Raw genomic sequence first — 14,639 nt, 5'->3', positions numbered from 1 at the left:
CGAGGCATCAGCCGCAGACGAGCGGCATCACCGTCCCGTTACGGCAAAGCAGTCGGACTAGCTGCGATCCCTGAGAACCGGGGCTTTGCTCGGATTGCCAGAGCCCAGTACGGGCACCCTGAACGCGCAAAAATGGGGGAAATGGTTGCGTCGAATCTCCGACGCCGAATAGATGGCCATAGCCATTGCGTGTCTCCTGTTACAGCAGGTGCCGCTTTGGTCAGGCCGTCAGTCCGATTGCAGTCGGGCTGGCGGCCGCCTTACCAAGGCGGCGGATGTGCATTCACTCTTCTACAATGTCAGACTTTGTGAGACTGGCCAGTCCCAAAAGAGATCTAGGTTAATGATGGCGGGTGAAATTTGTACCACAAACTGTACTACAAACTGTGCCACCGACCGTTCGATGAAATCTCTATCTATCTGATTTATATAGATATTGGATAGCGCTTCGATTCCCTTCACCCGCTCCATTTCCCCGACATCGCCGTTAACCTAAAGCGCTGTTTTCGCTGAGATGATGCGATTTGCATCGGGGATGACGTTTCTCAAGCGGTGGCTTCGGTGCCACATGCCGCGTGCCAGGTAGGTGACGGACCTGCACCGACGCGCGGTCCGAATAGAGGGCACGTTAACCTGACCAGGTCTCTCCAAGAACCGGAGGGAAGTTGGGGTCAGGTCACTACGTCTGACATGCCGAGCGGCTTGAGCGTGACAGGCAGCCCAACCCATGCTCAGGCAAGGACCACCTGGGGAATGCGTAGACGGGCCGTAAACGCCTCAGCGCCTTTTTCGAACTCAATGTTCCCGCGGTGTGCCCTGGCCACCTGATCGACAATGGCCAAGCCAAGTCCGGTGCCTTCGCCGGCGCGCGCAGCATTTCCCCGGGCGAACGGGCGCATCAGCTCCCGCGCGTCTTCGGGTGAGATGCCATGGCCTGCGTCCCGCACCTCGATCACGAGGTCCCTGTCATTGATCCGAGCGCTCAGCGCGATCGGAGGCTTGCCATGCCTGAGTGCATTGGTCAGCAGGTTGTCCAGGGCCCGAAGCAGGGCGACTTCCTTGACCCTGATGATGACATCGGCAGGGACATCCAGCACAACAGTGGTGGGCGCAGCGCACGAGTGGATCGCCTGTTGCAATAGCGACCGCAGCGGAACCTGCCGCGTCTGTTCGGCCTCGAACCCATGCGCGAAATCGAGGAACTGGCCCAGCATGTTTTCGATACGGATCACATCGCGCTCTGCCCCGGCGACGAGGTCGGCATCGGCATCTTTCAGCATTGCCAGGATCAACCGTAATTTTGTGAGGGGCGTACGCAGGTCGTGACTGACCCCTGCCAGCATCAGGGCCTTGTCGGCCTCTGCAAGCTGCAGCCGCTTGGACATGTCTGCCAGAGCACGGGATACTGCCGCGATTTCCCGGGGATCCTCGATATTGATGTCATAGGCGTCGGAAGGACTGGACATCCGACTCACAGCGCCCTCCAGACGCTTCAGCGGCAGGGCAATGCGTTGTTGAAGTGCGATGCCACCTGCAAGAGCGGCGAGCATGGCGATCCCTGATGCAATCGCGAGGCCGGCAATCGGATCGGTCGCGGGCAAGGTTCTGAGCGAGAGCCAATAAGGCTGATCTGCCGTGACCATACGAGCCCAGACGCGGCCCTCGGCATCGATCCGTACATTGGACGCCGCGATACCATGCTGATCCGACAGCACGCGCAGGAAGTAGTGCGAAAACCAGCTACGCTGCATGTTCGCATCTTGCGGCGCGGTTTCAGCGACCAGCACATCGGGCGCATCGCCCGTGCGCAGGGCCTCGGCGAAGTGGATCTGCTGGAATGGGTCCATTTGCCTGAAGGAAAGTTCAAGACTCTGGATCATCTGGGCTGTGTCCGCAGCCGACCGTTCGATCTGGGGACGCAGCACGAAGCCGAGGATCAGCACGAGCGAGAGCAGCAGCGCACCGAAGATCGCCGCAGCAAGAACGGCAATGTTCTGTTTCAGGAGTGAATCAAGCACCGTCGGACACCAACACGTATCCCACGCCCCAAATGGTCTTGATCAGTTCGGGGTCATCAGCCCGATCGCCGATCGCGCGCCGCAGCCGGGCGATCTGCACATCTACCGCCCGATCCGTGACCTCAGCGTCGCGCCCAAGGGCGCGGTCGATCAACTGAGCCCGGCTGAGCGGGCGACCCTGGCTGCTTGCGAGCGCCGCGAGAAGGGCGAATTCACGGCTGGACAGTTTCAGCGATACACCGTCGCGCATCACCGCCCGGGTCGAGAGATTGATCTTGAGCGAGCCGACCTGGACGATGTCATCGGTGGACAGATCGGTTCGCCTCTGCACGCGCCTGAGCACGGCTGAGAGGCGGGCGACCAGTTCGCGGGGTTCGAAGGGTTTGGACAGATAGTCGTCAGCGCCGGTCTCGAGGCCGATGATGCGGTCAATCGGATCGCCCCGTGCCGTGAGCATGATGATCGGCGTCATATCGCCTGATGACCGAAGGCGCCTGCAGATGGCCAGCCCGTCTTCGCCCGACATCATGAGGTCGAGAACGATGGCATCGGCGGGTATCCGCGCCAATTCCCGGTCAAGCGCGGTGCCCCCCTCCACAGCGCGGGTCTCGAAGCCATGCTCGCACAGGAACCGGCGCAACAGTGCGCGGAGTTCGGGGTCGTCGTCGACGACGATCACTCTGGCCGGTTTGACACTCATGCCATCACCTTTGCCATGGTTGCGGCCTGAGTGGCAGCGCCAAGTTATTGCAGAATGTTACAGGCAGTACCCGGTGACATAGTTTGACACACAGCGCCTGACATCTGAAACACCCTTGAAATGTCGTGCCCGCAATTTGCTCGTATCGCTGGCGATGAACAGGGCTTGGAATGCCAAGTCTGCGTTCGACGCCTCGAAAGTCAATTGCGTCTCATTTCCTGGAGATCAGAAAGATGTTCCGTACGACCCTTCTCGTCTCCGCGTTGTGGTTTATCGCCGTTCCCGCGCTAGGACAGTCGCAGGATCCCCTTGGGCAGCTTCTGGCCAATTTCGACAGGATCGATGTCAATGGCGATGGTGTCATATCGAATGCGGAGTACGGCAACGTCCAGGCTGCGCGGTGGTCACAGATCGATCGCAACGGCGATGGCTATCTGGGCGAAGACGACTTTCCGCGCGCTGCCGCCAGCCGAGCAAGGGCGCAGTTGGCGGAGATCGCCTATCTCGACACCGATGGCGACGGCCGGATCAGCCAGAGCGAGTTCATCAATGGACCGGCGCCCGTCTTCGTGAATGCCGACCAGGACGGCGACGGGGCGCTCAGTCAGCCCGAAGTCGCAGCAGCCGCGTCCAGATAGCCGCCCCAGGAAAAAGGTACCAAACGGCCCCGATTGTTACTGCTGTCCGGTGAGCCGACCGTGTGGCGCTCCAATGCCTGCCTTTGGGACCACCCTCTGGAAGGGCAGGAAAACCAACACAAGTCAGGTCGTGATCCTGACGCCCATCCTTGCCCAAAGACCCAGCCCCGGAGACCATTATGAACACATCCGATCGGAAATCCGGCGACGGCGACGGATCGGAGAAACTGCCCCTGCTCGACAATGGCAAGGAGCGGTCTTTGTCGAAGCCATCGCGGGGCCGGCGACAGAACTGGCCTTTGCGGGTTCTGCTGGTGATGCTGCTCCTGGCCCTTGGAGGGGTCATCGGACTCTATTTTCAGGGGCCGGCTCTACGCGCGGTCTTCAACTGGACCAGCCTTGAGCCCGGCGCCGGCGCCCGGCAGCCGATCGCACTGCCTGTCGACCGGGTCCCTTCCCCTGAGCGCGTTGCGGCCATGGCGACGGGCGACATTGTCTCGCTCGGCCGCCTGCAGCCGGCTGGCGGAATCGTATCGGTGGCCCTGCCGCAAGGGGCCGGCGATGCGCGCATCCACCAGATCATGGTCGACGAGGGTGATTTCGTGGCCGAAGGCGATGTGCTGGCCGTGCTCGACACGCTCTCGCTCTACGAGTCTGCCCTGACAAGCGCCGAAAGCACGCTTGCGATCCGCCGCGCCGCGCTTGCCCAGACGCGGGTGCAGGTCGCGGCGACGGAAGCCGAGCTGCGCGCACAAACAGAGGGCGCGGCGGCCACGCTGGCGGCAGCCGAGCGTGAACTGGCGCGCATGAGCAGCCTGTTCGACCGGGGTACGACCACACAGGCAATCCTGGAAGATGCCGCGCGGGCCGCCGATACCGCCCGTGCCGACCTGGAGCGTCTGCGGGCGTCGCTGACACGGTATGAAACCGGACCGGAGGGTGAGCAGGTGGACATCGCGGTCGCGGCTGCCGATCTCTCTGCAGCGGAAGCCGCTGTCGAACAGGCGCGAACCGATCTCGACCGGGCCCGGGTGCTCGCGCCTCGGGATGGCACGGTCATCGAGGTGGCCGCGCGTGCCGGAGAACGGCCGCCCGCGGACGGGCTTCTGCGGATGGGCGATACGGAACAGATGGAGGCTGAAATCGAGGTGTTTCAGACCATGGTTCCCAGAGTCGAAGTCGGACAGAGCGTTCTGCTCGTCTCCGGCGTGCTTGGTGACGAACCTCTCACTGGAACGGTCTCGCGCATCGGCACCCTGGTCGGGCGACAGAACGTTACGGCCGACGATCCGTCCGCAAATACCGATGCGCGTGTGCTTCTGGTGACCGTCGCGCTGGACCCGGCGTCGAGCGCGCGCGCCGCGCGCTACGTCAACCTCGAGGTCGTGGCCCGGATCGCTGTCACCCCAGACACAGCCGAGGAAGGATCCGCGGAATGACCGCGTTTCTTGCACGCCTGCTTGGCCGGTTGCCGATCGGGTATCTGCAACTCATGCATCACCCGGGCCGGCTGCTTGCGGCGTTGGCTGGTGTCGCCTTCGCCAATGTGCTCGTCTTCGTCCAACTGGGTCTGGCAGGATCGATGGCGGAATCGGTGGCTATCCCCTACCGGCTGTTTCAACCCGATCTGCTGATCATCTCGCCTGCCGAGTCGGAGTCACTGTCCGATGCCTCGACACTGCCGCGGCAGAGAATGTTCCAGGCGCTGGTGCACCCGGATGTGACAGGCGGTACGCCGATCTATATGGGCCGCTCGACCTGGATCTCGGGGAATGATGCGTCCTCCTCGATACAGTTCTTCGGCCTTGAGCCGGACGCCGGGCCGTTTGTGCATGAGGCGCTGGCCGCGCCTCTGATCAGCCTGTCCCTGTCGGACACAGCGCTGGTCGACACGCTCACGCGCTTCGTCGACATGCGCGGATTCGCTGCGGCGCATCCCGAGGCGCCAGTGCCGTTCGAAATGCAGGGCCGTCAGCTCGGCGCGATCGGCACCGTGTCGATCGGCGGCGGATTCGGTGGCGACGGCGTGTTCCTGGTTTCCGATCAGACCTTCTTCCAGTTGTTTCCACAGCGCAGCTCCGCCACGCCCAGCCACATCCTGCTGGCGCTTGATCCCGGCGCCGATCCCGGGCGGGTGGCGACCGAACTGGCACAGCTTTACCCGCCGGATGCGGTCCGGATCCGCACTGTCACCCAAGCAATGGAACAGGAGGTGCGCTACCAGATGACCGAGCGCCCGACGGGCCTGATCTTCGCCTTTGGCGTGGTCATCGGCATCATTGTGGGCATTGTAATCGCTTACCAGGTGCTGTCGGCTGATGTCGCCGATCACATCCGTGAATATGCGACCTTCAAGGCCATGGGATTCCGCCAGGGGTTCTTCGTCGGCATCATCCTGGAGGAGGCAATCATCCTGGCGGCGATCGGCTTCTGGCCCGGGCTTGCCCTGTCCGAGCTGTTCTACCGGTCGCTGGCCTATCTGACGAACATCCCGATCTTCATGACCCCGGACCGCGCCGTCGCCGTCTTCATCGGCACGATCATCGCCTGCGCCATGTCCGGTGTCCTTGCCATGCGCAAACTCGCCGCCGCCGAGCCGGCGGACCTGTTTTGAGGCCGCAATGACAGAGACAGCGATCGAAGTCACAGCTCTTGAGCACTTTTTCGGCGACGGCGAAGCCCGCAAGCAGGCCCTGTTCGATGTGAACCTGGCGGTTGCGCGCGGATCGCTTACTGTCCTGATGGGCCCCTCCGGTTCAGGGAAGACAACGCTGCTGACACTCATGGGGTGTCTGCGCGAGGTGCATGCCGGCAGCGTCCGGCTGCTGGATCGGGAGCTGTTTCAGTCCGACGAGATCAGCCGGATCGACATGCGCCGGCGCCTCGGTTTCATTTTTCAGGCCCATAACCTGCACGATAGCCTGACGGCCCGGCAGAACGTGATGATGGGGTTGCAGGTGCATGGCCGGGGCGATCCGAAACGGCATGCCCTTGCGGCGGATCACCTTCTGGACCTCCTGGGGCTGGGCCAGCGGCTGGATTACCTCCCAGGCAATCTCTCAGGGGGACAGAAGCAGCGTGTGGCCATCGCGCGGGCTCTGGCATCGAACCCCGACATCATCTTTGCGGACGAACCAACTGCGGCCCTGGACAAGGTCAGCGGCCTTGCGGCGGTGCGTCTGTTCAAGGATCTAGGCCGCGCTCGAGGCACCACGACCGTCATGGTCACCCACGACCCGCGGATCCTCGATCTGGCAGACCGCGTGGTGACACTGGAAGATGGCAGGATCGTTGAGGATCGAGCCGGCACCGCGCGCAACAATGCCTCGACCGCACCGGCGTGACTGCCCTGGCGATGCACATCAGCGCGGCCAGGTGTGCCGCGTGTCGCGGTGGCAGGAAAAAAATCGCGGTTTGACCCCCTGAAGCGGAATGGCCATTGCTGCACGGAGCGCCAAAAGCGGTGTCTGCGGACGCGGTCTCACCGGTGCTCGGGCGCCGTTGGCAAGGCCCCCGGTCGATGCAGATCGGTCCTGTGCATCCTTCACGTCTGTGCCCGGATATCGAGCGATTGGCTCGATCCCGGCGTGGCCAAGAAGGATCTGCATAGCGCCGAGATTGCCGTTCACCCTGCAGATAGCGGGGCCTTGGTGCGCCGCAGCGAATGGGTCACTTCCCTGCCCCGCGATCCCCTTGGACAGCGCCGTCAGCGGGGAACAGGAGACATTCGACCTTGCCAAAATCAATGCATTCTGTAATGCATACATTGAACCTGGGAGGTAGTTTTGACTGAGACCGTAGTTTCGATCGAGCAGACGAAGTTTTGTGTAAATGGCAGGCCGACCCATCAGGGTCGCTCATGGAATGGACTCTCGATTGAGGGGCTCCTGTTCAACTCGCGCATGGTGCAGGCGCTCTCGGACGACGAGAACCCCTCGACCAGGGGCGTCTGGATGTATCCGGACGGCGAGGAATTCTCCGCGGAACGCAATGTTCGAGAATTCCTGGCAGCGCTCAAGGATTATCGGGCCCACGGTCTGGATGCGGTGGGCATCAACATGCAGGCCGGCAGTCCACAAGGCTATAGCGGTGTTCAGCCCTGGGTCCTGACCGGCTTCAATGCCGACGGCAGTCTCAAGCAACCTTGGCTTGACCGGCTGGAGCAGATCATTGCTGCCTGCGACAAGCTTGGAATGGTTGTCATTCTCGGGCTGTTTTATTGGAAGCAGACGCGCATTTTTGACAGCGAAGAGGCTGTTCGCAACGCCGTCGTCAACATGGTCGACTGGCTGGCGGCGCACGAGGCGAGAAACGTATTGCTCGAAATCGGCAACGAGGTCGACCTTCCCTTCGCCCAGCCCAATATCGAGGCGGCGCGCGGCGATGAGTTGATCAAGCTGGCGCAGGAGCGCTCGAGCGGCAAGTTCAACACGCCCAGCGGACGCCTGCTGGTGTCGACGAGCCTGGCCCACCCCAAGCCAGTCAACGAGAAGATTATGGGCAGCGCCGATTTTCTGCTGCTGCATGGCAACGGCACACATCATCCAGACAGTGTCCGCCTCATGGTACGCGCCAATCGGGCCCAACCCTACTATCGGCCAATGCCGGTAATGATCAACGAGGATGACCACTTCGATTTCGACAAGGCCGACAACAACTTCGTGGCCGCGATCGGTGAGGATGTGTCCTGGGGCTATTTCGACTACCGCATGAACCGTGAGCGCTACGAAGACGGATTTCAGTCGCTGCCAGTGGACTGGACAATAAACAGCGCCCGCAAGAAGGGGTTCTTTGGCCTGCTCAAGGAAATCACCGGTGCCTGAAAGCCGGCCCACCCGCCTGGTGGTCACCGTCGAATTACTGCTCGATGGTGACCGGGAGGATTTCATGCGCCTGGTTGCTGAGAATGCTGCAACGTCCCTGCATGACGAGCCGGGATGCCATCAGTTTGATGTCAGCATCGACTGTGCGGACGACAGGAAGGTCTTCCTTTATGAGGTCTATGAAGGCGATGCTGCTTTCTCTGCTCATCTGGCCTCGCCGCACTACGCGGCGTTCGCGGCCCGAACCACGGGCATGATCGCGCGCAAGCATGTGCGGCGGTTCTGGCTTAAAGCTGGGTGAGACCCAGCCGTTCGAGCAGCTCCACCAACATTTTGCCGGCCCGGCGGCGGTGATCCTCATGGATCTGACGTGCAGATTCAGGATCACCGCTGGCAATTGCGTCGACCAGAGCCGCATGTTCGGTGACCGAATTGGTTGGCGTGGGCCGCAATTGCAGCGTCAGCATGCGGGCTCGATGCGCCTGATCCCAAAGCTGACCCACCATCTGAATGAGCCTGGAATTGCCGCTCAACTGCACAAGTTGGAAGTGAAACCGCTCGTCCGCCTCGGCCCAGTTGACCAAGTCCCCTGCCTCAAGCGCCTTGTCCATGTCCGCCACTGCAGCACGCAATGAGGCAAGGGGACGGGCCGCAATGCCCTTGCGGGCGACGGCTTCGGCCGCAATGCCTTCAAGCGCCGTGAGTACTTCGTAAATCTCTGCCATGTCGCGAGCCGAAACGGGCAGCACACGCATGCCGTGACGCGGGCGGATCTCGACCATGCCCTCTTGGCGCAGCCGTACCATCGCCTCACGCACTGGCGTCCGGCTCATGTTGAGCCGGGTCGCGGCCTCCTGCTCCAGCATTTGCGCACCGGCCGGCAGGGCGCCGTCAAGGATCAGCCGCTTGAGCCTGTCATAGGCGACATCGGCCTGATTGGAGCGGTCGACCGGTGCGGCTGCGTCAATTGAGGACAATGCGTCGACCCTGCTCGTGGGACTCATAGATTGCCTCTTCGATGCGCAAGTTGACCAGATATTGTGATGCAGTATTCACCGGCGGGGCCTGCCCCAGCAACGCAGCAACCGCAGCAACCTGCGTGCGATAGACGCAATCGCCGCCAAAATCCATATCCTGCCAGTCGTATTCGATTGGCCTGGCCACGTTCTCCCCATGGCGGCGCAGAGAGACAATCCCGTCGCCGCTGATCGATACAGCGCCTGCCTCTGTCTCAACCAGCATCTCGCCCAAGGTGCGCCGGCGGTTGCTGGCCGGGTGGTCAGACAGTCGATTGGCATCCAGTGTCGCCGTCATCCCGCCTGCCATCTCAAGGACGACTATGCCGGCATCCTCGCCTGCGATGCTGGGATTGATGCGGCGCAGGCGAGCGGTAACTGCCTCGACTTCGCCGAACAAATAGCGGAAGACATCGACATAGTGGACGCCGGTTTCGTGCACCATGAAGCGCGGCATGTCGCGAAAATACGGCTGACGTTCGAGATAGGCATGATCCCCCTGCCCGTCACCCGGACGGAGCCGGAATGTGGCACCGTAGACCTCTCCCAGCGAACCACCCCGCAGCAGATCGTTCAGCTTGCCGTACCATGGCTGGAAGCGGAAATTCTCATGCACGATCAATGTGGTACCGGAGCTCTGGGCCAGAGCGGCAGCCTGCTGGGCACACCCCAGTATTCCGCAGAACGGCTTCTGGCAGATGACGTTGATACCGCGGCTGGTGGCGGCGCGGATGGCATCGAGATGGGCTTGGGGGGGTACAATGATATCCAATAGGTCCGGCCGTTCGCGATCCAGCATGGTCTCAAGATCGGTATAGCGCCGGGCCGTCGGGAACTGCGCTGCGACCCGCTCGGTAGCATCGGCGTTGCGGTCGCATATTCCGGCGAGGTGTACGGCCTTGATGCGTTCCCACGCCCGATAGTGGAACTGGCTGAAATAGCCAGCGCCGAATGTGCACAGTTTGAGCACGGCTATGTCGCCAGGGCCGTGGCGCCGATGGCATCGCTGACTGCCAATGCAATCGCTTCCGTGCCGTGCGAGCCGCCGACCTCGTAAGGGCGCGTTCCGGCACGATAGGCATCGTCGACGGCGGTGCGCACGATCGCGGCAGCCCTGTTGGCGGACGCGCAGCCATGCCGGTCACCCAACCAGTCGAGCATCATGGCGCCGGAAAGGAAGGTCGCGGTGGGGTTGGCCATGCCCTTGCCCGCGATATCCGGTGCAGATCCGTGACAGGGTTGGAACACTGCGTGGTCCAAGCCGATATCGGCGGACGGTGCAAAGCCCATACCGCCAATGAGGCCGGCAGCGAGATCGGAAAGAATATCGCCAAACATGTTCTCGGTCACGATCACGTCGAAATCCCAGGGGCGCCGAACCAGATTGAGGGCAGTGGCGTCAACATAGGCATGCCTGGCCGAGACGTCACCGTTCCGCGCATGACGCTCATCGAAAATCTTGCGAAAGAAGGCCAGGCTGGCAAAGACATTGGCCTTGTCAACACAGGTCAGCTGGTTGCGGCCACCACGTTGGGCTCTTTTGCGCGTGTAGTCGAACGAAAAGTCGAACAGTGGTTCGCAGACCTTGCGGGTGATCACCATCGTGTCGCGTGCCTCGGCATCGTCGACCACCATGCCCTGATCGCGCATGGCGAAGAGCCCTTCGACACTTTCCCGAATGATGACAAAATCGAGTTCGGCCGCGCGCGGATCCGAAAGGACCGGGCTTATTCCTGGCAATAGCCGCGTCGGGCGCACTCCGGCGAAAAGGTTCAGCTCGGTCCGCAAATCAAGCTGCGGCGCGATTTCGGTGCCGTCAGGATAGCGAACTTCCGGCCAGCCCATGGCACCGAGCAGGATGGCATCGGCCTTGCGGCAGGCAGCAAGGGTATCCGGTGGCAACGCGATTCCGCTGCGCTGAAATTCGCCGGCCCCGGCGGGAAGCTCGGAAAACCGCAGCTCGAACCCACCAACTTTGTCGATGGCGGCTTTCAGGATCTCAAGGCAGGGTGCGATAACTTCCGCTCCGATGCCGTCGCCGGGCAGTACAGCAATGTCGAATGAAGAGATGGCGGGCATTAGAAATCCAGCGCTTGCAGAAGGGGAGAAATGTCGAAGTCGTAGTGCAGCGGTCGCAGGCCGCGGTGAGACGTGGTGAAAGAGAAGATCTGGTCGCCCAGCAGGCAACCCAGATAGGCTGTCCGAAGATCGGACCCGCCAAACGCCAGCGACGAAATGTTGCGCAGCACGGGCGCGGGCTGCTGGTCAAGATGTGAACGGCCCATGCGGCTGCTGGCGTAGGCAGCTTCAGCCAACGCCAAATGACCGGGGTCTGCATCCTCCAGGACCCGTTCCGCTGTACTGCCGTCCGGGGCAACGCGAATGACACGATTCGAGACGATGCTCGTGACCCACAGGCCACCGTCCTCATCGAGGACCAGTCCGTCTGGGTAGTCCCCCGGCCCGAACTGCCAGATGAGCGTTGCGCCCCCCAGTCCGCCATCCGGACGAACGTCAAACCGTGTCAATCTGCGAGCGAACGTCTCATTGACGAAGAGGTGGCGTTCATCGGCCGAGAAGGCGATTTCGTTGGCATAGCCCAGACCATCTGCAACGACACGGGCTCCATTGGCGTCCGAAACGGCAATAAAGCCGGAAGCCGCGGAGGGGCGATAGTCATCGGCCCGAGGGGCTATCCGCGTGGAGACGGTCAGCCACAGGCGCCCCTGCCGGTCGCGAAGCGGAAAATTGCTCGGGGGTATTGCCGCACCGTCAATGTCGGTCAGTACGGGTTCAATCGAGCCATCGGGGAAGAGCCGGAAGACGCCGCCATCCGTGGCGCCCAGATGCGCCAGCAAGAAGGATCCGCCTGGCTCCAGGGCGATGCCGTTGGGCCGCAGATCACTTCCGGTGCCGGCAATAGAAACCCGCCGGACCTCCCCGCGTGGACTGACGACAGCGACCCCACCCCTCCCCTGCCAGTCCGAACAGAACAGGAAGCCCGAGCGATGTGTGAGGACGCATTCGGGGCGCGTCAGCCCGGACCCTATGGGTTTGAGATCGGACATGGGGGGCTTGAAAGCTGAAAAGGCCAACATAGGTTCTCCCTGATAATGCATACGTAAATTGTGTCACGAAGTGCTGCAAGCAGTTTTATTAATGCACGGCATAATGAGCCGACATTTGCATAGGGGGCGGTTTTTCCGAGTTTTTGGACGCTCCCAGAGATTGGAGCCGGAGTGTCAATGGTCATTGACGCATTCTCTAATGCATGCATAGTGCAGCACATACGACCGCAGGATTGAGCCAAAGATGCCTACAATAGCGCTTGACCTTCATTCTGTATCCACTGTATCCACTGTATACAGAGCGCGACCACCAGCGTCGCGAAGTGGCTACGCCAAGGGAGAGGTCATGTCGGCATCAGGCGCTCAATCACTGGAAGAGTACGGCTACCAGGCACTGCGTAACTTGATTTTGGGCGGTGAAATCGCTGCCGGGCAGAAGCTCGTGCAAGAAGAGCTGGCGCAGCGTCTCGGGGTCAGCCGGACACCGCTACGCAGTGCCATCGCCGCGCTGGAACGGGACGGATTTGTTGTGATCTCCCCCCGCGGTGAGGCAACGGTCGTAACATTCGGTCCGGATCGAATAGCGGACCTGTTTGAAGTCAGGGCTGTCCTTGAGGGACTGACCTGCCGACTGGTAGCGCCCCGGATCGAACTTCGGCACACGCTCTATCTTCGTTCGCTCATTACCAGCGCCGCACCGCAGCCGGGTGACGAGGACTGGTCAGCCTATCGAGAGGCAGATCGGGAATTTCATCACTACCTGACGACGCTGCTCGGCAATAATTTCCTGACCCGACAGCTCGATGCCGTGCGTGACGTGCTGCGCTTGTCATTGGCGCAGGGCCTGCTGCGCCCCCCTGCAGAGACGCTGCAGGAGCATATCGACATCATTGACGCGCTCGAAGCGCACGACCCCGACAAAGCTGAGCAGGCCATGCTCACCCATATTCGCAAGACCATCGCCCTGATGCGAGCTCGCGCGGACAACAGACCAGTCTAACGGTCTGAATTTTCGTATTCTCAAGGGAGGAGACTATGACGAAACGACTTTATAGGGCCGGAACTGATCGAAAGGTCCTGAGAAGACACACCGCCATGTTGGCGCTTGCAACGGCACTGGGCACGACAACGGCGCTTGGCGCGTTTGCGCAGGACATTACGTTCTGGACGCAACCCCAGGGTGATCTGCTGGCCTATCAGGACCTTTTTGATGAACTGACGTCGGAATTCCGCGAGGAATCCGGCATCAACGTATCGGTGGAAGTGATCAACTGGTCCGTTGCCTTCAATACCTGGCTTACCGTTGCCCAAGGCGGTGCGGCCCCCGATTGTGCGGACATGTACTGGCTGCACTCGTTCTCGGGAATTGGCGCAGGCCGCTATGGGCCGATGCCCATCACCGAGTACCGCGACCGCTGGCCCACGCTCGAAGACGACTTCTATGAGGGCGCCCTCGTCGACGTCCATCGCAATGGAGAGTTCTACGGCATTCCCTGGCGGGTCGACATTCGTCCCATGATGTATCGCACAGACTTCCTTGAGGAGGCCGGCATTGCCGCGCCGCCGGACAACTGGGACGAGATCGTCGAGCAAGGCCTGGCCCTGACGGAGCGCGACGACAACGGCAATGTCACTCGCTGGGGCTTCGCCTTGGGGGCCAACAATAATCCGGCCCAGACCCTGATGCCCTATTACTGGCAGGCAGGTGGGGCGATGATGAGCGAGGATGGCCGCACCGCGACCATCGACAACGAGGCCATGCGCACCGCTCTCAAGTTCATGCAGGACCTGGTGCATGTGCATCAGGTCACCTCACCCGAGATCTTCGAGAAGAGTGCCGATCCCCTTGCCGACTTTACATCTGGCAATATCGCTATCGTGGGCAGCACCAATAATTCCTGGCCGTCCCAGTTTGATCGCGACTACCCCGAGCTGGAAGGCACCTGGGCACTCGAAATCAACCCGGCAGGTCCAACCGGCAATCGTGACTCGTTCTCGGGTGCCGGCTACTGGGGTGTCCTCTATGGCTCGAGCGACGTCGACGCCTGCATCGACTGGATCCAGTTCCTGTCCGAACCGGAGAACATGGAGCGCATCAGCGAAGTCTCCGGCGCCGCAAGTCCGCGCCGTTCGGTGATGACTTCGGAACTCTGGACGCAGCGCCCGTGGCAGGCCGTCATGGCCGAAACGCTCAACTATGGCCACACTTCCCAGCATCCGAGCGCGGTGTGGAATGCCATTGCCTCCCCCGAGCCGGGCGCTGTCCTTTATGATCTCGTCTACAACACCGTCATCGGTGGCGGCGACATCGACAGCGCCGTGACCGAAGCACAGGCCCGCATGCAGGCTGAACTCGATCGCGCCAGCGGCAGCTAA

At 61.7% G+C, this 14,639-nt stretch carries 14 protein-coding genes; 8 read left to right on the top strand and 6 right to left on the bottom strand.

Going from position 1 to position 14,639, the window contains the following annotated elements; translation table 11 throughout:
• Positions 1-731: 731 nt before the first annotated feature.
• On the bottom strand, positions 732-2,018 hold the full coding sequence (locus DDE76_RS18265) for an ATP-binding protein (RefSeq protein ID WP_104892175.1): 1,287 nt from the start codon (positions 2,016-2,018) through the stop codon (positions 732-734).
• Positions 2,011-2,718, bottom strand: coding sequence for a response regulator (locus DDE76_RS18260; RefSeq protein ID WP_104892176.1), 708 nt, complete (start codon positions 2,716-2,718; stop codon positions 2,011-2,013). The genes DDE76_RS18265 and DDE76_RS18260 overlap by 8 nt, the downstream gene beginning before the upstream one ends.
• Before the next feature lie 233 nt (positions 2,719-2,951).
• On the opposite strand from DDE76_RS18260, the gene DDE76_RS18255 reads away from it, so the two are divergent.
• The 6 genes from DDE76_RS18255 (at position 2,952) to DDE76_RS18230 (ending at position 8,480) form a co-directional block, all read left to right on the top strand.
• On the top strand, positions 2,952-3,356 hold the full coding sequence (locus DDE76_RS18255) for an EF-hand domain-containing protein (protein ID WP_158672381.1): 405 nt from the start codon (positions 2,952-2,954) through the stop codon (positions 3,354-3,356).
• 179 nt (positions 3,357-3,535) lie between these two features.
• Entirely contained in the window at positions 3,536-4,795 is a 1,260-nt protein-coding gene (locus DDE76_RS18250; RefSeq protein WP_104892178.1) for an HlyD family efflux transporter periplasmic adaptor subunit, read from the top strand.
• Positions 4,792-5,970 carry an FtsX-like permease family protein gene (locus tag DDE76_RS18245; RefSeq protein ID WP_104892179.1) on the top strand — a complete coding sequence of 393 codons (1,179 nt, stop codon included), beginning with the start codon at positions 4,792-4,794 and terminating at the stop codon, positions 5,968-5,970. Before DDE76_RS18250 ends, DDE76_RS18245 begins: the two co-directional genes overlap by 4 nt.
• Before the next feature lie 7 nt (positions 5,971-5,977).
• Positions 5,978-6,700, top strand: a complete 723-nt coding sequence (locus DDE76_RS18240) for an ATP-binding cassette domain-containing protein (protein ID WP_104892180.1) — start codon at positions 5,978-5,980, stop codon at positions 6,698-6,700.
• A gap of 441 nt (positions 6,701-7,141) precedes the next feature.
• On the top strand, positions 7,142-8,179 hold the full coding sequence (locus tag DDE76_RS18235; RefSeq protein ID WP_104892181.1) for a hypothetical protein: 1,038 nt from the start codon (positions 7,142-7,144) through the stop codon (positions 8,177-8,179).
• Positions 8,172-8,480 carry a putative quinol monooxygenase gene (locus DDE76_RS18230; RefSeq protein WP_198650950.1) on the top strand — a complete coding sequence of 103 codons (309 nt, stop codon included), beginning with the start codon at positions 8,172-8,174 and terminating at the stop codon, positions 8,478-8,480. The genes DDE76_RS18235 and DDE76_RS18230 overlap by 8 nt, the downstream gene beginning before the upstream one ends.
• Here the strand turns inward: DDE76_RS18230 and DDE76_RS18225 are convergent.
• From DDE76_RS18225 to DDE76_RS18210, 4 genes are read right to left on the bottom strand one after another with little or no spacing between them, the layout of a single operon-like run.
• Positions 8,467-9,183 carry a GntR family transcriptional regulator gene (locus DDE76_RS18225; protein ID WP_104892182.1) on the bottom strand — a complete coding sequence of 239 codons (717 nt, stop codon included), beginning with the start codon at positions 9,181-9,183 and terminating at the stop codon, positions 8,467-8,469. The genes DDE76_RS18230 and DDE76_RS18225 overlap by 14 nt on opposite strands.
• Positions 9,143-10,165 (bottom strand): Gfo/Idh/MocA family protein, encoded by a 1,023-nt coding sequence (locus tag DDE76_RS18220; RefSeq protein ID WP_245892065.1) that lies wholly within the window; start codon positions 10,163-10,165, stop codon positions 9,143-9,145. Before DDE76_RS18220 ends, DDE76_RS18225 begins: the two co-directional genes overlap by 41 nt.
• 2 nt (positions 10,166-10,167) lie before the next feature.
• Positions 10,168-11,274: an isocitrate/isopropylmalate dehydrogenase family protein gene (locus tag DDE76_RS18215; RefSeq protein WP_104892184.1), complete on the bottom strand. Its 1,107-nt coding sequence runs from the start codon at positions 11,272-11,274 to the stop codon at positions 10,168-10,170.
• A complete protein-coding gene (locus DDE76_RS18210; protein ID WP_104894767.1) occupies positions 11,274-12,263 on the bottom strand; it encodes an SMP-30/gluconolactonase/LRE family protein in 990 nt (329 codons plus the stop codon). Before DDE76_RS18210 ends, DDE76_RS18215 begins: the two co-directional genes overlap by 1 nt.
• A 346-nt stretch (positions 12,264-12,609) precedes the next feature.
• On the opposite strand from DDE76_RS18210, the gene DDE76_RS18205 reads away from it, so the two are divergent.
• Positions 12,610-13,263: a GntR family transcriptional regulator gene (locus DDE76_RS18205; protein WP_158672382.1), complete on the top strand. Its 654-nt coding sequence runs from the start codon at positions 12,610-12,612 to the stop codon at positions 13,261-13,263.
• 95 nt (positions 13,264-13,358) lie between these two features.
• The gene (locus DDE76_RS18200) at positions 13,359-14,639 is read left to right on the top strand and encodes an extracellular solute-binding protein (RefSeq protein ID WP_198650949.1); all 1,281 of its coding nucleotides are present in this window, start codon (positions 13,359-13,361) and stop codon (positions 14,637-14,639) included.

Source organism: Devosia indica (assembly GCF_003056405.1).
In the GTDB taxonomy this organism is placed as follows: Bacteria; Pseudomonadota; Alphaproteobacteria; order Rhizobiales; family Devosiaceae; genus Devosia; species Devosia indica.
The sequence above is the reverse complement of the archived record's forward strand: the minus strand, read 5'-3'. Positions and strand labels throughout refer to the sequence as shown.